Origin of the sequence: Nostoc sp. DedSLP03, from assembly GCF_034530815.1 — a bacterium.
Lineage (GTDB): Bacteria > Cyanobacteriota > Cyanobacteriia > Cyanobacteriales > Nostocaceae > Nostoc.
The window spans coordinates 105581-127603 of the sequence record NZ_JAVRCK010000009.1; the positions used below are offsets into that span (position 1 = coordinate 105581).

Consider the following 22023-nt stretch of genomic DNA (forward strand, 5'->3'; position numbering starts at 1 on the left):
AGGCTGCGCCAATAAGACGCATTTGCAGTGCGTCTATGTTATTTCATGATTTTGTCTAATTCCTGAATTTATTTCGATTAATAATTTTTCACCAGATGTTAGTTTTGTTCGTTTTGAGATTTGGAAACTTTGCTGGTATAGATATTATCTTTAATACAGTCAGTAATATTTGATTAAATGACTTTATAATCGCTCCTGTATATACGACCCTGGTTATAAACTTTAACTTTCCAGAATCTAACTTAGTATAGATGACAATGATAATTTAGCCTGCCATTATTCAAGAGGCAAATGTATCTACGAACACACTTACAAAATATCTATAAATAAAGCTTAGAGGATGTTTGAAAACTGGTATGTTGTATTAATCGAATTATTACCCCCCTTAATCCCCCCGATATATTGGGGGGAAAAAACAAATCTAGTTCCCTCCCCTTTATAAGAGGAGGGTTAGGGTGGGGTAAAAAAATATTTGATACATCAATCATAATTTTTCAAACATCCTCTTGGATTGACGCCAAGTTATTAAATAATTTTATCCAGGAATTCATTAAGTTAAATTTGATACTCAGGCTGTGCTATTAGACATCAACACCCCGGAAATATATCGAGAATAACTACATAATCTTGAATAACAACACATTACTAACAAGATTCGCTACTTCTCTACGAAGTAGCGAATTTGAGCTTTTCGATTACTGTTTTGCAAACTCAATCAATCATTATCAGCTGGATCGTCAATCATTTCTGGTACCAAAGCTGGGTTACTTCTACGTTCTGCTGGTGATTGCTCTCGAATAACATCGTCTATTCTTGCAGGGTGTTTGATTTTATCCAATACCTCTGGACTTAATTGTGATGGATCGCCTTCTGGATTAGACTTTTCAGCTTGACTAGGAACTGTTTCCTTATTCATAACTATTTCCCTAAACCCTAAACTTATATGCCAAGCTTAAGTTCTTCTATGGTGGCTACACACTATCTTGGGACTTAATTTCACATAACGGTGGGTGAAAAAGGCGATCGCTTAACGAAACTGAATAAAGGCGTCAGTCACCAGAAATCACTTGGGTATTTTGAACGAAAGAGTTGATAGTGCAGCGTCTTTGGCTTTGCTTTTAAATTCTGACTTCTGAATTTTTCTTCAAGAATTGGGGTTTTTGGCTAACCCAGAAAGTAATGTCAGGAAAATTTGACATTGTCGCCGTTGCTAAACACACAAAACGCGATAATTGTCATGATTTTATGACAATAAGATCCCAGAAGGGCTGATAAATTCGTGAAACAGTCAAAAAACCTACTTCTGACCCCTTGATCCCTAGATATGCTTAGTGGTTAATATAGACTTAACAAACAGAAATCCTCCGATCCCAAAGAAATGCTAATTTCGGCATTATGGGGAGAGGAATTGAAAAGATGTTGGCTCATTTAAAAACAGATTAAAAAACTTAAAAACTGGGCAAGACCAGGAGTCAGTAATAAGAAATTCATCTGGAATGGATGAGATTTTACATAGCATTCTTTAACCAGGGGAAATCATTTACCGCTTAAACTACTGGAGGCCAAATTAATGGCAAAAGAACGCCCGCCACTAGAGGAGATGACCTTACGTCAACTACGCAAAGTTGCTAGCGAATATAGCATCTCTCGCTATAGCAGAATGCGTAAATCACAACTGCTGACATCAATACAAGAAGTCCAGCGTAGCAAAAACTTACTCAGTCCATCTCGTTCATTGGAGGCACAAGAAACCGTGGAAGCTGCAAAGTTTGAATTAGGTCAGGAAGATCGTACTGGTGGATCTTTAGCTGATGTTGATGAAGGACTCGCAGATTTGCCCTCTGGCTATGGTGAAAGCCGGATTGTACTCTTACCGCGCGATCCTCAATGGGCTTACACTTACTGGGATGTTCCCAATGAACACAAAGAGGAACTGCGTCGGCAAGGCGGACAACAACTGGCACTACGGATTTATGATGTCACCGACATCGATATCGAATACCAAAGCCCACATAGCATTCAAGAATATCCCGCTGATGAACTAGCTAGAGAATGGTATCTACCAGTTCCAGTTAGCGATCGCGATTATGTGATTGATATCGGCTATCGTGCTGCTGATGGTCGCTGGTTAGTACTAGCTCGTTCTAGTAAAGTACACATTCCTCCCGTCTATCCTTCTGATTGGATTGAGGATGTCCTGATCACTGTAAATTTTGAAGAAGATTTACGTGGAAAAACTCAGTACGAACTAGTTCCTCCCGCCAAGAAGGTTGCAGCTACCGCCAATGGTAATGTTGGTAATGCTGTAAATGGCAACAGCAACCCCATCTACGACGAAATATTTGGTTTAGCAGAATCTGCCGAAGCACTACGGGTTGCTGGCTCTATCTTCGGCTCCCAACAAGGTGCAGCGCGTCCCGAACAAGCTATTAGCTCCTACATTTTCCCATCTGGTGTGGGTATGTGGGCTGTTCCTACCGTGTCTGGTTTAACCGCTTCCGGTGCAGGAATGTCAGGTGTTGGCTTCTCGGCTTCCGCCGTACCAGTGCGTCCGCGCAAGTTCTGGTTAATTGCCGATGCTGAGTTGATAGTCTACGGTGCAACCGAACCCGATGCTACTGTAACTATTGGTGGCCGTCCAATTAAGCTGAATCCAGATGGAACATTCCGCTTCCAGATGTCCTTCCAAGATGGTTTAATTGACTACCCAATTTTGGCTGTAGCTGCTGATGGCGAGCAAACCCGCTCGATTCAGATGAAATTTAATCGTGAGACACCATCTCGGAATACCAACACCAAAGAAGAAGCTGTCTTAGAATGGTTCTCTTAAGTTTTGGTTCTGAGATTGACTCCAGACTGAAATTTTAAATTATTCCCCGCTATAGTAATTCTGTAGCGGTTTTTTTGTATTATTATGTTTACAAAAAAAATATTTTTGTTATTTATTTTGATAATCAGTGCAAGCTTATTATCAGGTTGTCAAAAGATGGAAGCAAATTTAGTCCCAAAAGCGTCTAAAAGTTGCCCTGGCAAAGATGCCAAGTTCAGTATTGATTTTTTTAAAACCAATAATCAAGGTAAAAAAAATCCTAAAGGTATTAACAATGTAATTATTTTTAATCCCAAATCAGCAGAATTAGATTTTAAAGTTAATGTTGGCTTATCTCATAAACTTTACGCCAAAGATAGTAGAGGTAAACTGCGTAAAGAATATGTAGCAAAACAGTTTCATGAACTTATCGCCGATGAAAATGCCAAGTTAAACGGACAGCTACCCATTGGTGCAATTAATGCCGACTATATAGATACTGAAAATAAACCCCAAGGCTTAAATATTTCTCGTGGCGTAGAGTATTCAGGAGCATTTAAAAATAAACGTTCTTCCTTTGGGATATCAGGAGGTACACCCCAGCAGCGACAGGCTACTATTCAAGCTGGCAGAAGAACGAACAATATTCTCAATTATAATTTAGTGGGCGGTAATGGCAGATTCTATCGTCAAGGTAAGTTTAAAGATATTTGTCAAGATTTGGGAGAATTTGCTTGTAAAAATGCAACTAATCGCTCTCTAGCAGCTATCACGAATCAAGGCTATGTAATCTTATTAGTTAATGACTTGAAAGCTAATTCTGAGATTGAATTATCGCAACTTAATCAAGAGTTACTGCCAGATATGTTTGATAATGTCTTAGAAGGTATTGCTAGCAATAACTGTTTAGGTAAGATTCAAGAAGGGATTTTATTTGATGGAGGTATGTCTCCAGGATTGTATTATAACCAGAAAACTTATGTAGAAAACCTTGGACCGATTGGTTCAGTTTTTTTGATTTACAAAAAATAAAATAGTTATATAGCAAGGGACTGGGGACTGGGGACTGGGTGAAAAGCCTTTTTGTGTCTAAGCTTTATCGTCTGTTGATGTCCTAACCACCTTGACTGTTGCTATAATTTCCCTCGTTCCCAGTCGGAGACTGGGAACGCATTTATTGAGTCTCTGGCTCAATTCCAGACTGGAGGCAGAGCCTCAACGAGGGCATTCCCATGCTCTGCATGGGAAGGAGATAAAATGCTTATTTAAGACTTTGTAATTCATCTTGATTTTTAGTTTTTTGATGAGAAAAGCGAATTCCTACAAAGATGTCGTAAATAAACTCTAGAAAGTCTTTCTTTTGTAGCAACCCCGAAGTTTGATAACAACCTTTTTCATCTAACAAAGGCTTCATCAGATAGTATGTAGACTGATACTTGTACCAGGGAATACAAGTCCATAAATGATGAATTAAATGGTAGTTCTGACCTAAAATCAGGATGTTAAGAATTGGGCTAGGGTATACACGAGCATTTTTCCAGCGATCGCGTTCAACAAAGGGACGATGGGGCAAATAATCAAAAAATAAGCCCAGTATTAATCCCACTATACCAGAAGGTACAACCCAAAAATTGAGAACGTACATTAAAAAATGATACTGAACTGAGATATAAACAATTGCAACAACAATTAAGCGGCTAATTAACCATTCCCATAGCTCATATTTGCGCCACAGTCGCCGTCGAAAGAAAAATACCTCGTGGGACAAGAATCGAAATGCAATCATCCACAACGGGCCACCAGTAGAAACAAAATGATCTGGGTCATCTTTGGGATGGTTAACATGAGCGTGATGCTGCAAATGTACTCGTGTGAACACTGGAAAAACGAACCCTAGCATCAAGGCGCTACCATGCCCTAGTATGGCATTAATGACTCGATTGCGGTGAGCAGATTGGTGACAAGCATCATGAATTACTGTTCCAGCACAATGCAAAGCAATAGTGTTAGAAACAAAACACAGCCAGTCTGGCCATTGCCAAAGCCAGTAACCGCAATGAGATGACACTAGTATTGTCACAGATGCAAAAAACAGTAGTAATGTAGGATTGAAATCACCAGGAGGCGCTAACAATTCCTTTGGTGGAGCTTTCAGTAGTTTTTCTGCTTTTGAAGTTACCGTTCTTACTTCTGGATCTACTACGTCTTTAAAGATGACTTCCAAGTTGTTGCCATTTAGCTTTTTATAGTCATCAACGGCTGGGTCGATGATGATTAGGCTTTTGTCCGGGATGTCAAAAAAATTAGGATCTAAAGAGGTCATAATTTTCCTGGTCTTGATTCGTTGATAAAATAAGTTTGAAATCCCAAACTCAGCCAGCACAGAATAGATTTCTTGCCCCGATTAGAGAGATGAAAAGATTGAAAATTTAGCCAATACTCTTCTCTATTCAAATTAGGTATGGACTGTAAGAGATAGGGAATAGTAAAAATTTTTGAATTCCTTGCTACACTACACGCATAAACAAAATATTTGATTTTTCATTTTGAGAGTTGCTCCTGTTACTCAATAATGCCAGCAACAACAGCATACATAGATTTTGGTTTGATATCGACATTTATCGATTTGCCCAGTCAATGTTTTTTGCGATGTGCTGAAATTGTGCTTTGTTATTGCTTTTGTGAAAAGCAATTTTCAACAATATAAAGAATACAGTTATTTTAACGATCGATGCAAGAGTTTTATCGGTATTTGGCGTATAATAAAAATATTTTAGACACAAATATCATACTTCTAACAAAAATATATATTTTATTTGCTTAAATAAAAAATTCATCCCTGGCTCTGGATGATGCAATAAGTATATATGCTTGCGATCGCTTATCCTCTTTCGATTCCATGCAGTTGCTGTCTTCTTCTTTTAACCAAAACTCCATCGCTGGAGTTTACTGGTAGGCAGAATAGGCAAAGCTTCGTGCAAACCATGACAGTTCTTTGTGGAGCATACCACTTTCTACTCTGATTCTGAGTTCGAGACCACCAAAAAGATCAAATTTCTATATTTAAGAACAAAGATTTTGCTATGCGTCAATTATTACTAGTCTTGTCCAGTATACTAACTCTCAGCAGTTTAAATCCCCTCGCCATGACAATAGCAGGCACAACGCCTGATTTATCTGAGGTGCGCTTAGTTCAAAAGCTCAACTGCAATAATCCTCAAACTCAAGCAGCAATTAATGAATGTACGAAGTTGTCTTATCAGAATGCAGATAAAAAACTGAATCAGGTTTATCAACAATTGATATCTTCATTAGAAAGGCCTAGAAAACAAAAATTGATTGCGGCACAACTAGCATGGATCAAGTTTCGAGATACCAATTGTGAGTTTGAAAGAAGCAGTTATGAGGGTGGAAGTATTGCTTCTAGCATTTATTTTGGTTGTTTGGAAGATACTACAAAACTGCGTACCCAACAATTACAAGAATATTTAAAGCCCTCACCCTAAATCCCTCTCCCAAGCTTGGAAGAGGGACTTTAAAATTTGCATTTGTGCAAGAGGTTTATTGAGTCAGAGACTCAATGAATGCATTCCCAGGCTGCTGCCTGGGAACGAGGAAATGGGAACTAGAGTAATTATCTTTTCTAAGATTAACGCAAACCTAAAATTTCGGAAATCGCCGCTACAATATCTAAATAAAAGTTGCCTTTCACCGCCCGAAATAACTCAAATTTAGAGTCGGGGGCACCAAAAAATGGTCTGAGAAACCATCCTAATTGCATACCAACAAAGGCGTAAAGCAATAACCAGGATCTTAAAATAGTGGTGCGGGTTTTTTTACCAACTTCATCTTGTTGAGAAAGTAACTGCATTCCTTCATACAGGAATTTCACGCCAAATATACCTGTAATACCAAAAATGAACACATTCAGCAGTTTAAAAAATTGATAAGAATCGGGTGTCGTTATTAGAAAAAATAGCGTAACGGGTGCCAAGCTAAATAAAAGTACGCTAATCACTGACACAGATGTGAGTAATACAACGAAATGCTGTAGAATACTGCTCCGAGAACCAAACAAAACATTAAAAAAGAACAAAGTCGGGAAACAAATAATCAGTGTGATTAAATAGAACACTGGAAGTTTAATTGCACCAGATAATGCCTGTGCCCAACTGTGGGATGCACCGATAATTCCTCCATAAAGGGCAAAGAATATAGAACTAGTTACAAACAGAGAAGTAATTTTATTTTGTAATCGCACTCCCTGACGAATTTCTTCTAAGAATGATTGGCGATCGCGCAGTAAATTAACTAAAACTCCAAATTGTTGAATTCCGCGATTTTGCTTTTTCAGCATATTTTTTTAGGTTGTATATTTTGGGGAATTGCTAACGACTAATTAACGGAATCCAAAGAGATAGCTAAGAGATTTAATCACGCTTAAATAGAAATTACCTTCTCTTTCGCGGAATAGTTCAAAAACAGAACCAGGTGTGCCAAAAAATGGTCTGAGAGTCCATCCTAACTGACTGCCTACAAAAGCGTAAAGAAATAGCCAAAATTGTAAAATTTTCTGGCGTGTCTTGCTACCTTCATTATCTTGTTCTAAAACTAAACTTGTGGCTTGATATAAAGATGAAACACCAATAAATCCAGTGATGGCAAAGATAAAGACATTTAACAAAATTAGAAATTGGTAATTATTGGTGGTAATTAAGAAAAACAGCGTGATTGGAGCAAAGCTAAATAAAAGTACGCTGGTGACTGAAACCGCAGTTAAGACTAGTGCTAAATGCTGGGCAAAACTCCGTTTGGAACCAAAAATAATGTTAGCAAAAAACAACGTCGGGATACAAATCAAAAGTGTGATTAAATAAAGAGCCGGGAGTTTAATGGCGGAAGACAAAGCTTGCATCCAGCTATGGTATGCACCAATGATTCCACCATAAGCGGCAATAAATAAGGAACTGCAAACTAGCAGCGAAATGATTTTATTTGGTAATCTCGTACCTTGGCGAATTTCCTCTAGAAAACCTTGGCGATCGCGCAGGAATCCAATCAGCACTGCAAAGTATTTGATTCCTGAAGATTTCCGTTCAATCATGTTATCCTCACACCGATATTATTCTAAGTTTCATCTGAGTAATCACCGCCAGAACCATATTTCCAAGCATCAATCAAACGATGCCAATAATATTGTTGTTCGTTCGGTTGATTCTTAATCCATGTTTCTAGCATTGGACTTAGCGAAAACAAGGCAGTGTATACACCTAAATTACTGTAATGTAACATCCAATCTAACAAACTTGCCAAACCTACTTGCGGAATTATCTTGACAACTAATACAGGATGATATAAACCAGTTTTTAACAGTGTTTGCGTTAATGCCGAAAATTGCACTATATCTTGTAAAAATGGTTTTAACACTGGCGTACCCAACTGTTGCATTTCTTGAAATACTGCTGAGAGTAATTGGTTAATTTGATCTGGGGCAATTTTCTGATTTACACCAACACTCATCGCCCTTTGAAACAACCAAGTAACAGTCAAACTTGGCTGATAGGGTTGCAGCAGTGTTAACGCTTTTGCAGATAATTGTTCTGTTTCTAGCGCTTCATCAATGCCATAAGTTAAACGCTTCAGGTGACGCACCATTGCCCCAAAACCACCAAAACTTAAAGGAGATTGACTACCACTGCTATCTCCGGCTGGTAGAATGCGATTCCAAGGAGTTTTTAGCGGACTTTGGCGATAGGTGGGAAAGAAACCAAATAACGCCCGTTGAAATTTCAGCTTGCTCAACTCCACTCCCTGATATTCTGGTAACAGACGCAGATATTCTTCAAATAAAGCTTCTAAACTCAAACGTTGAGGTTCTGCATCCATGTAGGTAAATAAGTAAGTGGTTCTGCCATCCCTAGCTGGGAAGGCTTCCCAGAAGTACTGGCATTGATTTTGCAACTCAGTGAATGATAATAATAGATCGCCTGAGTTATTTTCTGGAAAACCTTGGGCGCAAGTTCCGACAACCAAGCATAAAGCGTCTGGTTTTTTGCCTTGGCGTGCTTGTTGGGTGATGGGTGAAAAATGTCCCATCGCATCGATTAATAACCGAGTTTTGAATTGGTTATTTACCATTACCCCATCGGGATGAACCACTGCTTCGCTAAAGGGTGTGTTTTCTAACAACTTTCCCCCGGCGGCGAGAAATCGCGTTTTCAAGGTAGCGAGTAGATAAACTGGATCTACGCCGATATTCAAAACATCCTCTACCCAAACTTCTGTACCGCCAGCAAAACTAACTCGCGCTGGGTTATATTGAGTGGCGATCGCACTTGCTAATTCATCCTCACTCAGCAACTTTAATTCCACAAATACATCTAATTCTTTGCGAGAAATATTCCACTCTTGTTCCCTCCCCCGCAAAACTCCCCGTTCCAGCAACGCTACCCGCAACCCTTTCACCGCCAAGGCGCAACCAATTAAAATCCCTAAAGTGCCACCGCAGATTAGCACATCGAAGTCTATATCGCCTAAAAGCTGTTGACTTTCTTTAACTAACGTTGGTACTGGTGCGGAGTTTTCGCGCACAGATGTTAAGATGCGATCGCCTTGGCGCAATCCTTTTAAAACATCGCCTGGTAATTGGGAAAGAATTTCTTCAGTTAAAGACATTTTGGAAAAATTCAACTCTACATTCCAAAACTACCTGAGAATGAAGAAAGTAGATGCGATATTATTTCTTTTATTAGGATAAAAATACGATGGATAGTATAAAAATCCGGTCGCATGTGGGTAAAGATGGTATTTTACATTTAGATATCCCAGTAGAAATGCCAGATACAGAAATTGAAGTTACAGTAACAATTCAAAGAGTTACACCACAACAACGGGGCTGGATGCCTGGGTTTTTTGAAGAGGTAATTGGTGGTTGGGTAGGAAAACCGCTAGAACGGGCAGAACAGGGAGAATACGAAACTAGGGAGCCGCTATTTTGATTTATCTGCTCGATTCTAATGTCTGTATCCGTTTAATAAATAATAGTAGTCCTGCGGTAACAACTCGACTGGCATCCCAACAACCAGAAGATATTTTAGTTTCTACAATAACCCAATTAGAACTGTACTATGGTGCTTATCGTAGTGCCCAACAGGAGAGAAATTTAGAAATATTGCAACGTTTTTTTAGTCAGTTTATTATTCTACCTTTAGACCCAGAAGCCGCAAGGATAGCAGGGAGAATTCGGGCTGAGTTAACAGCTAGTGGTACGCCGATTGGCCCTTATGATGTGCAGATTGCAGCTATTGCAATGGCGAATAATTTGATAGTAGTTACGCATAATACAAAAGAATTTGGTCGGGTGAATGGGTTGCAGATTGAAGATTGGGAGGAAAAGAGTTGACCAGCATTGTAAGAAATTTACCAAAGGGATAGATAAAGACAACTTTAGGCCACTGCGTAAGGCTAATCAGAGGATGCGATCGCCTTGGCGCAATCCTTTTAAAACATCGCCTGGTAATTGGGAAAGAATTTCTTCAGTTAAAGACATTTTGGAAAAATTCGACTCTACATTCCAAAACTACCTGAGAATGAAGAAAGTAGATGCGATCGTGGCCAGGTAAATCGCAATTGGAACAGGACTTACGCAAGAGAGATCCCTCCTAACCCCCCTTAAAAAGAGGGGAACCGAAATTAAAGTCCCCCTTTTTAAGGGGGATTTAGGGGGATCTAAAACGTTTTGCTACCGACCAAAGAACTTTTAAAACATCTTTTTAAGGATTTTTTATTTCAAAAACCTCACGTTAAATTATCCCAAACCGAATAATTTAGAAATCGCAGGCAATAATTTATTACCCGCTTCAACTAGCGAAGCAACAGCAGGTAAGCCTGTAAATATCCCTTTCAACATAGTAATTGCAGTTTTTGCCATCTTTTGCTTAGTGGATTCTTGAGGACTTTTACCCGCTTCTGCTAAAGCTTTCACCTGTTCTAGCGCTTCGGTTTTGTCTTCTTCTGACAAATATGTGGATTGTACGATCGCATCTTGCAACTGCGACAATAATTCTTTGATTCCTGGTTTCTCGGCATCGGTTGCATCAGGTAACTGATTGAGGGCAATACTCACGTTACCGCTAATGGTTCCTAGATTAGCAATAGAATTATTGCCAGCGATACCGCTTACATTACTGCTATCTTGAATATTGATGCCACTGATATCTGACATATTTGTATCTCCTTGAGTATAAAATTTTGGCTGCTTGAGAGCAGTATCTACCATATTTTCTAAACTAATAATGCGCTTATCTTTTTCTACCAGCAATAATTGCTGACTCTGCGATAAAGCTTTGAGTTGATTATAGTCATCAAAATATTCTGCACTCAGTTGAGATTTATCACTACCTACTGCGGTTTTAGCTCTGAGCAAGATTTTATCATCGCCGCGTTTCTCCATTGCCACGATTTCTAACTCGGCTTCGGGATGATTTTCGGCAAGGTTTTTGAAAGCTATGGCAACAGCGCGGGGGTCAACGCCTTGATTATGGTAAAGGTCGAGGGTATCAAAAATTGGTTTGATAAAGTCGGCAAAATCTCCGTCTGCAAATACCTCTTGCTTATTATCAGGTTTGCGGAGCGGGTCGGGGTCTTCTTTTGTGGGTAAGCGCATGAAGACATATTCACACGTCACACCATGCAATTTAGTTGTATTTGTAATGCCCCAATCTTCAATGTACGCGCCTGTGAGTGTTGCACCTGTTAAATCTGTGTCGTCTAGTTGCGTTTGCTTCAGCTTTGCTCTTGACAAATCGGCATCTTGCAAATTAACTTCACTGAGATCAGCGCCAATAAAGCTGGCATCTGCTAGTTTAGCTTCTTTTAAATTGATACCTCGGAGGTTTTGACGGTCAAAATTATTGTCCTGTCCCTGTCCTGTAACCAGCAGTTGACGTACTTGTGAGTTTTGCAGATAAGTTGAGCCAGGACGAACACGGTCAAGCATTTTGGCTTGATGCCAACGGCTACAGATAAGAATAGTGTTTCGGAAATCTGTACTTTTGAGTGTGGCTTGGGTGAAATCAGCATTGGTTAAATCAGCGCCACGAAAACTTGTACCTCCTGTTGCAGCAAAGGTAACAGCGAGATTACGAATAAAGGAATATTGTTCGTCTCCTTTCACAGCTTGCCAACCGATATAAAAGTTAAGTAATGCACCGGTTAGGACTATTATGGCTATGGCTGTGACTTTGGTTGCTCCAGCAAAAGATGTGGGTGAGACTCCAGTTGCTACAAAAAAAACTACGGCTAAGACTCCAGTTGGTACAGGAAAAACTACGGCGGCTAAGACTCCGGCTGCGGCTACGGCGTAGGCTGTGGCTATGGCTCCGATTGTAGCTGCGCTTACAACCAAGGCTGCGGCTCCGATTAAGGATATAGCCAAAGCAAAGAAGGCTACAACTAAGAATTCAGGTATGGCGAAGGCTGCGGCTAAGACTCCGGCTATGGCAAAGGCTGCGGCTAAGACTCCAGCTATGGTTGCGATTATAACGAAGGCTCCTACTCCTTGCCGAATCGTGACAAAAAAGAAGGCAACCAATATGATTAAAGCCGTCCAGCTCGCGATTTGCAGGCTGGAGGTTTCAAACATTGGCCATATCGTCAATGAACCATAGGTAAACCATAAAAATTCTGATAGTCCTGATAAAAACCACGATACAAGGACTAGAAAAATAGCCCAACGCCATTGCAGTCCAGCTTTGGCATGGCTGAAGTTTGCATCTTTGAGGTTAGCGACGGTGAAGTTTGCTCCTCGAATGTCCGCATAGCTAAAGTTTGCACCCGCAAGGTCTTGTCTACCTTTGAAGTTGCGTCCTCGGAGATTTTCACCGGAGAAGTCTAAAGCCATGTTGCACTTTACAGAGGTGAGCAAATTTTACTACACCCTCATCCCTGTACATTCAGGAATGGTTAGATATATTTGTTAGTTGAGCTTCAAAGGTGCAACTTCGAGGGTTAAAGCCGCAACTTCCAGGCTCAGAAGGTCAACTTCGAGGTTAAAAGCCGCAACGCCGAGGATCAAAGGTGCAATTTCGAGGATCAAAGCCGCAACTTTGAGGCTCAGAAGGTCAACTTCGAGGTTAAAAGCCGCAACTTCGAGGATAAAAGGTGCAATTTCGAGGATCAAAGCCGCAACTTCGAGGTTCAGAAGGTCAACGTCGAGGTTCAGAAGGTCAATATCGAGGTTCTGAGGCTCATTGTTGAAGTACAACCAATACGGTTTGGTTGGGTAATAGTAATTGAGAGTTCACTTCCGTCCTACCAAGACTTGTTCGGCACTCAAATCCAACTGTGGAAAAGTAAAAGAGATGATGCGTTCTTGTCCTCGGAATACAACAGCATCATAGAACCCTTCTACTAAGGTGCATATTGTTACTATCTCTTGAATCGGGTCAACAATCCAATATTCGGGAATTTCCAAAACAGCATACTCAGAACGTTTGCTGCGATAGTCTGTGGTTTGTGTAGATTCGCTGACGACTTCTACCACTAATATCGGAGGAGTTTCGTTGAGTTCGATTACAGCCTCCCGATTAGAAAGTGTTTCCCACTGCTGTGTTGGTAATACTACTACATCTGGAATTCGTGAGGTGTCCCAGCGTCCTCCTCGTGGCGAACGCACTCCCACAGAAAACTTTTGTGCTGTCCAATTCTGGCCCATTTTGGCACTTTCATCATCAAAGCTTCTTTCTAAAAACTTGGAGATGCCACCGTGCTTGCCAGTGCCAAGGCTCATGGGAATTAATTCTCCATCTACCAATTCATATTGGGTATCCGTGCCATCGTTATACTTAAGATACTCTGCAAAAGTGAATTTTTTTGTGGTTGCAGTCATAGCGATACCTACTGTGGGCTGCGCTTACGCAATTCTCATCAATGGCTCAATACAGTTATTCTACTTGCATTACAGGAAATACTGATGGAACGTTCAAAATTAATTGCCATTCTTACAGGTGCGATTTCGGTCATTTTAGCGATCAATACTTTTTTACTTGTTGCGGGTCTTCATTAGAGGATGTCTGAAAACTTTTTGGTGTTGTATTTGAGACTTGTAGATCCCCCTAAATCCCCCTTAAAAAGGGGGACTTTGATTCCGGTTCCCCCCTTTTTAAGGCAGGGCTGTTTCATTCCATTTCAAACTGGATTTGTCAAGATGGTTAGCAAAAAAATTGTAAGTAAGGGTGACGATGAGATGAACTTTTAAGCACTTAAACAACAGTAAAATAGTTCATTTTCTCGGCACGCTGGTAACAAAATAACCAATTTTTAATTGCTAGAACCCTTGATTTTTAAAGCTCTTTGGGGAATGAAACAGCCCTGCTTTTTAAGGGGGGCTAGGGGGGATCAAGCGAAATATTTAATACTTCTCAGACATCCTCTTAGGTGGATGCCAACCACCTTTGATCCAAAGGCGACGAGCTTTGACAATAGAGCCTTCATTATGACGTTCATCATTGAGGTCTAAACGATTACTTGTAGCTCGTCCGACAGAAGTAATGCCAATAATTGTTAGACCATCTGCTGACCAAATAAAGTGGTCAGACCACTTTTGCTGGCGTGGATTAAATAGAGGTAGCATCTGTCCTGTATCTGGATCAATTCCAGTGGTGAAATTGTAGCGATATCCATTGCAACGCTGACAAGCTAATGCCAAGTTATCAGGGTCATCCGAACCTTTAAGAGACTGCGGTGTAATATGGTCAATAGAAAATAGAGCAGCACTTGCTTCTTCTGAAGAATGACAGTATTCACAAAGAAATTTAGCTCTTTGTCTGACTAATTTTTTGGTGGAATCATTAACTGTCATGATTGAGAAATGATTTTGGCATTAAGCAAGGTAAAAATTCTATCAAGTTCCAATATGCCTGCCAATTCAGCATCTTCCTCGCTTGTTAGCAATCCAGCTTTCTTTTTCTCAGACAATTCTTCGAGTCGAGACTGTAATTCTTCAGTAAATTTAAACAAATATATGTCCCTAACTTTACTGAGTTTGATTCCAGAATCTACCCAGAATGAGGGTTGAACCATCATTTGAGTAATCATAAGCTGTATGTCTCGTTTAATTTAGCGGACTGGTGGTATTTTAACAGCGAGAAAGTAATCGTTTCGTCAAGAACAATAATCTGTTGTATAAATTTGCCCATTTTCAGCGATGTCTGACGACAAGCCGCTTCTCTACAAGATGCTGCGCGAATGCGTCTACGCATATTGGTAAGCTTCTGTGGCTTCTTGGTGATAGCGTTCGCTTCTGTCATGAAGCGTCAGCCAACCCCATGTATCAATTAAAAAGCTTATCTGCCATAGAAAGCGTCGTCTAAGTTTGCAGCTAGAGAACCGTGAGAGACTGCGCCGATGAAATCTGCAAGAGGATCGCTGCTTTGGGTATGTGGGTTAGATGCTGGTGATTGTTGGGTACGTGCAAGTTGTTGAACATACTGCAACACGTCTTTTAGGTGTTGTGGCAGTTGTTCAATAGCGTCAAAGATAGCTTGTTTCGTTGTCATGGCGATCGCTCAAAGTCGCTTTCAGCTTGTTAATATTTTATCTGCTAAACTGCGGTTCGCTCACGCCCAGTAACTATAGCCAAGTCTATTATGTGGATATAGACACTGCACAACAACTTGCATTACAGGAAATACTGATGGAACGCTCGAAAATAATTGCCATTCTTACAGGTGCGATTTCGGTGATTTTAGCGATCGCCTACCTCATCGTAGTCCAACTCTTGGACTACCGAGACATGAAACCCGCCCCCATCAGCCAAGTTGACTCCCCACCTGCCATTATTATCTCTCACTGGCAGGTTGACAAAATCACCAAAATATAATTCACATTTATTCGATTTGTAGAGACGCAAATGATTGCGTCTCTTGTCATTGATATAAATTGATAAAACTAATGATAACTATTGATTGATCCCCGATTCGATGCATAGATAAGAATAAATACTTATTCTTCTTGCTGAAATAGTTGATTATATAAGAAATAATTAGAGTTATTATCTTAAATTTATTTAATTAGCTAATTCCATTTTGACAGATATAACGGTAAGCTGTTTCTAACAAAATTAAATAAACATAAATTTGTATGTTCTGCGTAGGCGTCGTCCATCGTAGACATCGCTGGATTAACTGGGATCAACGCCAGTTGACTAAAAACCCATAATTTTAGATCCAAATCTTAGAGGTGAGTTGATGGCTCAGTTTCTACTAGAGACTGTTTGGCTAGTTCCGTGCTATGCCTTAATAGGTGGCTTGTTAGCCGTGCCTTGGTCGCCGGGGATCATTCGGAAAACAGGGCCAAGACCGGCAGGTTATGTAAACTTGGTGATGACATTTTTGGCGTTGGTACATAGTGCGATCGCCTTACAAGCAACTTGGAATTATCCAGCCCAAGAAGTATTTATTCCTTGGTTATCTACGGCTGGTTTAGATTTAACTATTGCTTTGGATATATCCTCAGTCAGTATCAGCGCTTTAGTTGTGATTACTGGCTTGAACTTGCTGGCGCAAATTTATGCGATCGGCTACATGGAAATGGATTGGGGTTGGGGACGCTTCTATTCATTATTGGGATTATTTGAAGCGGGATTATGTGCCCTTGCTTTGTGTAATAACTTGTTCTTCAGCTATGTAATTCTGGAAGTCTTGACGCTAGGAACCTATCTACTAGTAGGCTTATGGTTTAGCCAGCCTTTGGTAGTTTCAGGTGCGAGAGATGCGTTTTTAACCAAGCGGGTGGGAGACTTATTCTTGCTAATAGGCGTGTTGGCATTATGGCCTTTAGCTGGAACTTGGAATTATACAGAATTAGCCGAATGGGCGGCTACTGCTAACGTCAACCCGACAACTATGGCACTGGTAAGTTTAGCTTTAATTGCTGGGCCGATGGGTAAATGTGCCCAATTTCCCCTGCATTTATGGCTAGATGAAGCGATGGAAGGCCCGGTTCCCAGTACGATTTTGCGGAACTCGGTAGTAGTAGCTAGTGGTGCATGGGTGCTGATTAAATTGCAACCGGTGTTAAACATCTCGCCCATAGCTTCCTCAGCGATGGTTGCTATTGGTGCGGTGACAGCCGTGGGTGCCTCTTTAATTGCGATCGCTCAAATCGATATTAAACGCTGTCAATCTTATTCTGTTAGCGCATACATGGGTTTAGTATTCATCGCTGTGGGAGCGCAACAATACGAAGCGGCGCTATTATTAGTACTCACCCATGCCATATCCGCAGCTTTGTTGGTAATGAGTACTGGGGGAATTATTTGGAATAGCATTACCCAAGATGTTACTCAATTAGGCGGATTGTGGAAGCGCCGCCCGATTTCTGCGATCGCTTTTATCGTCGGAACATTGGGATTAATTGGTTTTCCACCCTTGGGTAGCTTTTGGGCGCTGATGGAACTAGCAGATGGGTTATGGGAAACTCAACCTTGGTTAGTAGGAGTAGTTATTACGGTAAATGCTTTAACAGCCGTGAGTTTAACCAGAGAATTCGGTTTAATTTTCGGCGGTAAACCTACACAAATGAGCGAGCGATCGCCTGAAGCTCACTGGCCGATGATTTTGCCAACCATGATTTTACTTGGTGTCAGTCTACATCTTCCTTTGGTGTTGCAAAGCTTATCACTTTTACCAGATTGGGTAAGCCTAAATAAAGATGTTGCACTGCTGTTAATTTGGTCGAGTATTTCCGGTTGTAGCATCACTGGCGTGATTTATTTCAGCAATATTCCCAAACCAATTCGCCTCCCTTGGAAAGGCTTGCAAGATTTGTTTGCATACGACTTTTACACCCCTAAACTCTATAAAATGACCATTATTTTTGGAGTTGCCAAAATTTCCCAACTTGCCGATATGATTGACCGGTTTGTAGTCGATGGCATTGTTAACTTCGTTGGTTTATTTTCGCTATTAGGTGGTGAAGGTCTCAAATACAGCAACTCTGGGCAAACCCAATTTTATGCATTTACTGTTCTTCTAGGAGTGAGTCTTTTAGGAATGTGGGTAACTTGGCAATTTTGGGGAATGCAGTTTTTAAATTTGGTTTTTCAAATCTCGACAATTGGATAGCAGTTACTATCCTACTAAAAGTTAACAATTTAATATCGTGAGGAGAATTTCATGAGCAGACAACTTCCCCAAATCAATGTTTCTAGAAGAGGTTTATTGAAGTTTGGTGCAGGTGCGATCGGTACAGGTGTATTGACAGCCGGACTAAATTCCAACTTACTTGCAGCCGAAACAAAATCAGCACCAGATGATATTACACCTGACAAAGTATTGCAAGAGTTATTAGATGGAAACGATCGGTTTGTTAAAGCAAGACGGCGCAATCCTAACCAAACTCATTCACGTTTAGTCGAAATTGCCAAAGGTCAAAAGCCCTTTGCTTCTATTCTAGGTTGTGCAGATTCACGGGTTCCTTCAGAGATTGTTTTTGACCAAGGACTTGGAGATTTATTTGTCTGCCGGATAGCTGGTAATATTGCCACAACACAGCAAATTGGTAGCTTAGAATTTGGTAGCTTAGTGTTAGGTACTAAAGTCATTATGGTAATGGGACATGAAAGATGTGGTGCAGTAGAGGCTGCAATCAAAGGTGCTTCAGTACCAGGGCGAATTGGAAGTTTGCTTGAAGCTATTAAACCAAGTGTAGAAAGCTCAAAAGATCAATCAGGAGATAAGTTAGAAAATGCTTGTAAAGCAAATATTTTGGCGCAAATTGAAAAATTGAAATCATCGACAGTTTTATCTGAATTAATCAAAGCAGAAAAACTGAAAATAGTCGGTGGTTATTACGATTTAGATACTGGAAAAATCAGTCTAGTAAGTTAGCTTTTTTGTCCTTTGTCCTTTGTCATTAGTCATTAGTCATTGGCTAAGAGTAAGTCATAAAGCAATACACTTCAGTTAAGCCTGAAAATTATACTGATGTATCTTGGATTGAACAACTTAGGTTGCTTCCTATTTGCGTAGCGTCTCTAAAAGAGAAAAATAAACCAATACAATCGAGACTTTAGTTGGGTAACGCATAGGCTAAATCCAACCTACTATTCTCTTAACTGAAGCGTATTGAGTCATAAAGGACAAAGGACAAAGGACAAATTAAAAATGACAAAGAACAAAGGACAAAATTCCCATGTTAAGTGTCTTGATTTGGCTCCCAATTTTTGTTGCTATTATCATAGCAATATTACCTGGAAGTATACCTAAGCATCGCATTCGTTTAATAGCATTAATATTTTCGGGAGTAGTTCTGTTCTGGAACCTATTTATCCTGCTAAAATTTGATATCAGCAATCCAGGAATGCAATTTAAAGAGTATTTACCCTGGAATGAAACCCTTGGTTTGAGCTATCAAATAGGTGTTGATGGGCTTTCTATCTTGATGTTGGTGTTAAATAGCCTGCTCACCTGGATTGCTATTTACAGCAGTAGTCAAGAAACTGAACGTCCCCGGCTATTCTACTCCATGATTTTATTAGTTAGTGGAGGAGTTGCAGGTGCTTTTTTAGCAGAGAATTTGCTGCTATTCTTCCTATTTTACGAACTAGAATTAATCCCCTTCTATTTGCTAATTTCCATTTGGGGAGGTGCAAAACGGGGTTATGCTGGGATGAAATTCCTGATTTATACTGCTGTTTCGGGAGCCTTAATTCTAGCGACATTCTTGGGTATGGTATGGCTTAGCGGTTCTACCAATTTTGCTTTTGATGCAGTCTCTACAGAAAACCTCTCAACAACAAAGCAAATCCTTTTACTAGCAGGAATAGTATTAGGTTTTGGGATTAAAATTCCCTTAATTCCCTTCCATACTTGGCTACCCGATGCTTACGTTGAAGCTTCAGCACCAATTGCCATTCTTCTCGGTGGCGTATTAGCAAAGCTAGGAACTTATGGATTGCTGCGATTTGGGTTGGGTATGTTTCCTCATGCTTGGAGCATTATTGCACCGACTCTAGCGATTTGGGGAGCAATCGGCGCTATTTATGGAGCAGTAATTGCGATCGCTCAAACAGATATCAAGCGCATGGTAGCATACAGTTCCGTTGGTCACATGGGCTATATTTTGTTAGCTGGTGCTGCTAGTACTCCCTTAGCACTCGTTGGTGCAGTCGCCCAAATGTTCAGCCACGGACTCATCTTGGCAATTCTCTTCCACTTGGTGGGAGTAGTGGAAGCCAAAGTTGGCACTCGCGAGTTAGATAAACTCAATGGTTTAATGAGTCCCATACGCGGTTTACCCCTAATTAGCGCCTTACTAGTTTTAAGCGGAATGGCTAGCGCAGGTATTCCCGGTTTAACAGGATTTATCGCGGAATTTATTGTCTTTCAAGGTAGTTTCTCTACCTTCCCCATTCCAACAATTTTGTGTATAGTGGCTAGTGGATTAACCGCAGTTTATTTTCTCATCCTCCTCAATCGCACTTGTTTTGGCAGACTCGATAACTTCGCCTACTATCCCAAAGTTCTATGGCGTGAAAAAATCCCCGCCTTAATTTTGGCAGCTTTCATCATCTTTTTAGGAGTACAACCCACTTGGTTAGTGCGTTGGAGTGAATCCACAACTACAACAATGGTGGCTGCAATTCCCCCCTTGGAAAAAACCGTAATTTCTGAAGTCGCGCTGAAATAGAAAATACATCAAAACACTTGTAGAGACGGCGATAAATCGCGTCTCAAAACCTATCACCCAGACGCGATAAATTGCGTCTCTACCAATTTACGATTACCATGACAGCAATTAAAACAGCGATTAAATTACCTCCTTCCACGCATGAGTTTGCCGAAGTAATTCACCGCTTAGAAGCTGGCGGTGCAATGTTACCCGATACTCCAGAAAATTTGATGCAAATCATCGGTTTATACAAAGCTTATGCTGTGCCGATGGATTTCTACTGGCGCGACCTACTTTATATTGCCGAACGCGAATTTTTAAACCCGCTTCCCTTCTTTAAATACTTCTTACCTAAAGAGTATTTAGAACTGCATAATCATTACGCTGGCGATGATGCCGATTTAAGAATTTGGCGCGGCGAAGCTACTGCACATCCAGAACTTTTGGCATTTATCGAAAAGGGTGAAACTTTCAAAATGCCGAAGTTGTTGCATCACTTGTTGCACGATCGCATTAACATGGAATTTGCGGAAGCTTGTATGCGGGCGATGTTGTGGCACAGAGGCATGGGTGGACAATTTGACCCTTACCTAGATTCAGACGAATACAAAGCCAACGCCGATAGAGCAATTAAAGCTTACTTCCAAGGCAACCCCGTGATGCTGGGGCTTTACAAGCTGTTCCCCGATATGTTTTTGGAACAGTGCCGCCAGATGTCATACTACGCTAATCTGGGCTTATTCTGGGAAATCATGGCCCCAGTATTTTTTGAAATGTCCGATCGCTATGATGAAGGTACCATTACCAGCGTCCCAGAGGCGATGAGTTTCATAGTTAATGGTATATTTGCGATCGCAGGTCGTCCCATTTACCATCACGTTTATATTCGTGGTGAATGCTACGAAATTATCCCCAAATCTAAGGGTTTCATGTGGCTATACGAAGCTGCATTACCTTATGTAGAAGCAGTTTTCTACCGCACTGCACCCTTTAGAGGAACAAAATCTTATAATGCTCAAGCGCGTCAAGTGCCGGAAGACCAAAAAGATTTTCACTTTGGTATTCTTTACGCTGATGTATTCCCAGTGGGTACTGCTGGCATTCCCCCAACATTATTAATGCAAGATATGCTGCATTTTTTACCACCATATCTTGTTGATTACTACAACCAACATTGCCGCGGTGAAGAAGATATGTTGATTCAGTTAGGAGTGAGTTTTCAACGCTCAATGTACTGTGTCACTTCTGCGGTAATTCAAGCTTTGCGGACTGCACTTTTATATCCATTAGATGACCAAAACCCCAAGCATTTACAAGCTAATCGAGACTTTTTTGAAATGCAGCTAAATCGCTTTACCCGTGCTGACTACAATATTCGTGATGCTGCTCGTTTAGGGAGCATTCAAAATCAAGATTATCGATAAAATATCTCCATCTAAAACCTTTGTAGAGACGTATCACTGCTACGTCTCTACATTTTTTTATCCCAGATTGACCTGGAAATGCGATCGCTAATAATATAAAGTCAAGCTAAAAGCTAT

General features: G+C 40.5%; 22 protein-coding genes. 10 read left to right on the forward strand and 12 right to left on the reverse strand.

The window, feature by feature from the left end; translation table 11 throughout:
• Nucleotides 1-715: 715 nt before the first annotated feature.
• Entirely contained in the window at nucleotides 716-916 is a 201-nt protein-coding gene (locus RM368_RS06675) for a hypothetical protein (RefSeq protein ID WP_322693344.1), read from the reverse strand.
• Between the two features lie 654 nt (nucleotides 917-1570).
• On the opposite strand from RM368_RS06675, the gene RM368_RS06680 reads away from it, so the two are divergent.
• Together RM368_RS06680 and RM368_RS06685 are read left to right on the forward strand one after the other, a co-directional pair.
• The gene (locus RM368_RS06680; RefSeq protein WP_322693345.1) at nucleotides 1571-2830 is read left to right on the forward strand and encodes a DUF4912 domain-containing protein; all 1260 of its coding nucleotides are present in this window, start codon (nucleotides 1571-1573) and stop codon (nucleotides 2828-2830) included.
• An 84-nt stretch (nucleotides 2831-2914) separates the two neighbouring features.
• Nucleotides 2915-3841 carry a phosphodiester glycosidase family protein gene (locus tag RM368_RS06685; RefSeq protein ID WP_322693346.1) on the forward strand — a complete coding sequence of 309 codons (927 nt, stop codon included), beginning with the start codon at nucleotides 2915-2917 and terminating at the stop codon, nucleotides 3839-3841.
• Nucleotides 3842-4070: 229 nt separating this feature from the next.
• Here the strand turns inward: RM368_RS06685 and crtR are convergent, their stop codons facing one another.
• Nucleotides 4071-5132 (reverse strand): beta-carotene hydroxylase, encoded by a 1062-nt coding sequence (crtR, locus tag RM368_RS06690; protein ID WP_322693347.1) that lies wholly within the window; start codon nucleotides 5130-5132, stop codon nucleotides 4071-4073.
• A gap of 760 nt (nucleotides 5133-5892) precedes the next feature.
• Here crtR and RM368_RS06695 point away from each other — a divergent pair.
• Nucleotides 5893-6315, forward strand: coding sequence for a lysozyme inhibitor LprI family protein (locus RM368_RS06695; protein ID WP_322693348.1), 423 nt, complete (start codon nucleotides 5893-5895; stop codon nucleotides 6313-6315).
• A gap of 143 nt (nucleotides 6316-6458) precedes the next feature.
• Here RM368_RS06695 and RM368_RS06700 read toward each other — a convergent pair whose 3' ends face one another.
• Genes RM368_RS06700 through RM368_RS06710 form a run of 3 tightly spaced genes read right to left on the reverse strand, consistent with a single transcriptional unit; the run spans nucleotide 6459 to nucleotide 9484 of the window.
• Nucleotides 6459-7166, reverse strand: coding sequence for an actin-binding WH2 domain-containing protein (locus RM368_RS06700; protein ID WP_322693349.1), 708 nt, complete (start codon nucleotides 7164-7166; stop codon nucleotides 6459-6461).
• 42 nt (nucleotides 7167-7208) lie between these two features.
• Nucleotides 7209-7913 (reverse strand): actin-binding WH2 domain-containing protein, encoded by a 705-nt coding sequence (locus tag RM368_RS06705; RefSeq protein WP_322691306.1) that lies wholly within the window; start codon nucleotides 7911-7913, stop codon nucleotides 7209-7211.
• Between the two features lie 23 nt (nucleotides 7914-7936).
• Nucleotides 7937-9484 (reverse strand): FAD-dependent oxidoreductase, encoded by a 1548-nt coding sequence (locus tag RM368_RS06710; RefSeq protein ID WP_322693350.1) that lies wholly within the window; start codon nucleotides 9482-9484, stop codon nucleotides 7937-7939.
• A gap of 89 nt (nucleotides 9485-9573) precedes the next feature.
• Here RM368_RS06710 and RM368_RS06715 point away from each other — a divergent pair, with 89 nt between their 5' ends.
• Together RM368_RS06715 and vapC are read left to right on the forward strand one after the other, a co-directional pair.
• Nucleotides 9574-9807 carry a hypothetical protein gene (locus RM368_RS06715; protein ID WP_322691308.1) on the forward strand — a complete coding sequence of 78 codons (234 nt, stop codon included), beginning with the start codon at nucleotides 9574-9576 and terminating at the stop codon, nucleotides 9805-9807.
• On the forward strand, nucleotides 9804-10211 hold the full coding sequence (gene vapC, locus RM368_RS06720; RefSeq protein ID WP_322691309.1) for a type II toxin-antitoxin system tRNA(fMet)-specific endonuclease VapC: 408 nt from the start codon (nucleotides 9804-9806) through the stop codon (nucleotides 10209-10211). The genes RM368_RS06715 and vapC overlap by 4 nt, the downstream gene beginning before the upstream one ends.
• 405 nt (nucleotides 10212-10616) lie before the next feature.
• On the opposite strand, the gene RM368_RS06725 is transcribed toward vapC, so the two are convergent.
• From RM368_RS06725 to RM368_RS06755, 7 genes are all read right to left on the reverse strand, one after another.
• Nucleotides 10617-12710, reverse strand: coding sequence for a pentapeptide repeat-containing protein (locus tag RM368_RS06725; protein WP_322693351.1), 2094 nt, complete (start codon nucleotides 12708-12710; stop codon nucleotides 10617-10619).
• A gap of 75 nt (nucleotides 12711-12785) precedes the next feature.
• Nucleotides 12786-13073, reverse strand: a complete 288-nt coding sequence (locus RM368_RS06730; RefSeq protein ID WP_322693352.1) for a hypothetical protein — start codon at nucleotides 13071-13073, stop codon at nucleotides 12786-12788.
• A gap of 36 nt (nucleotides 13074-13109) precedes the next feature.
• Nucleotides 13110-13697: a Uma2 family endonuclease gene (locus RM368_RS06735; protein WP_322693353.1), complete on the reverse strand. Its 588-nt coding sequence runs from the start codon at nucleotides 13695-13697 to the stop codon at nucleotides 13110-13112.
• Nucleotides 13698-14219: 522 nt separating this feature from the next.
• Nucleotides 14220-14669 (reverse strand): HNH endonuclease, encoded by a 450-nt coding sequence (locus tag RM368_RS06740; protein WP_322693354.1) that lies wholly within the window; start codon nucleotides 14667-14669, stop codon nucleotides 14220-14222.
• A complete protein-coding gene (locus tag RM368_RS06745; RefSeq protein WP_094347747.1) occupies nucleotides 14666-14905 on the reverse strand; it encodes a hypothetical protein in 240 nt (79 codons plus the stop codon). The genes RM368_RS06740 and RM368_RS06745 overlap by 4 nt, the downstream gene beginning before the upstream one ends.
• Nucleotides 14902-15117: a hypothetical protein gene (locus RM368_RS06750; RefSeq protein ID WP_322693355.1), complete on the reverse strand. Its 216-nt coding sequence runs from the start codon at nucleotides 15115-15117 to the stop codon at nucleotides 14902-14904. Before RM368_RS06750 ends, RM368_RS06745 begins: the two co-directional genes overlap by 4 nt.
• A gap of 36 nt (nucleotides 15118-15153) precedes the next feature.
• Complete coding sequence (locus tag RM368_RS06755) at nucleotides 15154-15366, reverse strand: hypothetical protein (RefSeq protein WP_322693356.1); 213 nt, start codon at nucleotides 15364-15366, stop codon at nucleotides 15154-15156.
• 137 nt (nucleotides 15367-15503) lie between these two features.
• On the opposite strand from RM368_RS06755, the gene RM368_RS06760 reads away from it, so the two are divergent.
• The 5 genes from RM368_RS06760 to RM368_RS06780 all read left to right on the forward strand — a co-directional run bounded on the left by RM368_RS06760 (nucleotide 15504) and on the right by RM368_RS06780 (nucleotide 21906).
• Nucleotides 15504-15689: a hypothetical protein gene (locus RM368_RS06760; RefSeq protein WP_322693386.1), complete on the forward strand. Its 186-nt coding sequence runs from the start codon at nucleotides 15504-15506 to the stop codon at nucleotides 15687-15689.
• A 367-nt stretch (nucleotides 15690-16056) separates the two neighbouring features.
• Nucleotides 16057-17934: an NAD(P)H-quinone oxidoreductase subunit F gene (locus RM368_RS06765; protein WP_322693357.1), complete on the forward strand. Its 1878-nt coding sequence runs from the start codon at nucleotides 16057-16059 to the stop codon at nucleotides 17932-17934.
• Between the two features lie 51 nt (nucleotides 17935-17985).
• Nucleotides 17986-18699 (forward strand): carbonic anhydrase, encoded by a 714-nt coding sequence (locus RM368_RS06770; protein ID WP_322693358.1) that lies wholly within the window; start codon nucleotides 17986-17988, stop codon nucleotides 18697-18699.
• Nucleotides 18700-19003: 304 nt separating this feature from the next.
• Nucleotides 19004-20500, forward strand: coding sequence for an NADH-quinone oxidoreductase subunit M (locus RM368_RS06775; RefSeq protein ID WP_322693359.1), 1497 nt, complete (start codon nucleotides 19004-19006; stop codon nucleotides 20498-20500).
• A gap of 98 nt (nucleotides 20501-20598) precedes the next feature.
• Nucleotides 20599-21906: a CO2 hydration protein gene (locus tag RM368_RS06780; RefSeq protein ID WP_322693360.1), complete on the forward strand. Its 1308-nt coding sequence runs from the start codon at nucleotides 20599-20601 to the stop codon at nucleotides 21904-21906.
• Nucleotides 21907-22023 lie beyond the last annotated feature (117 nt).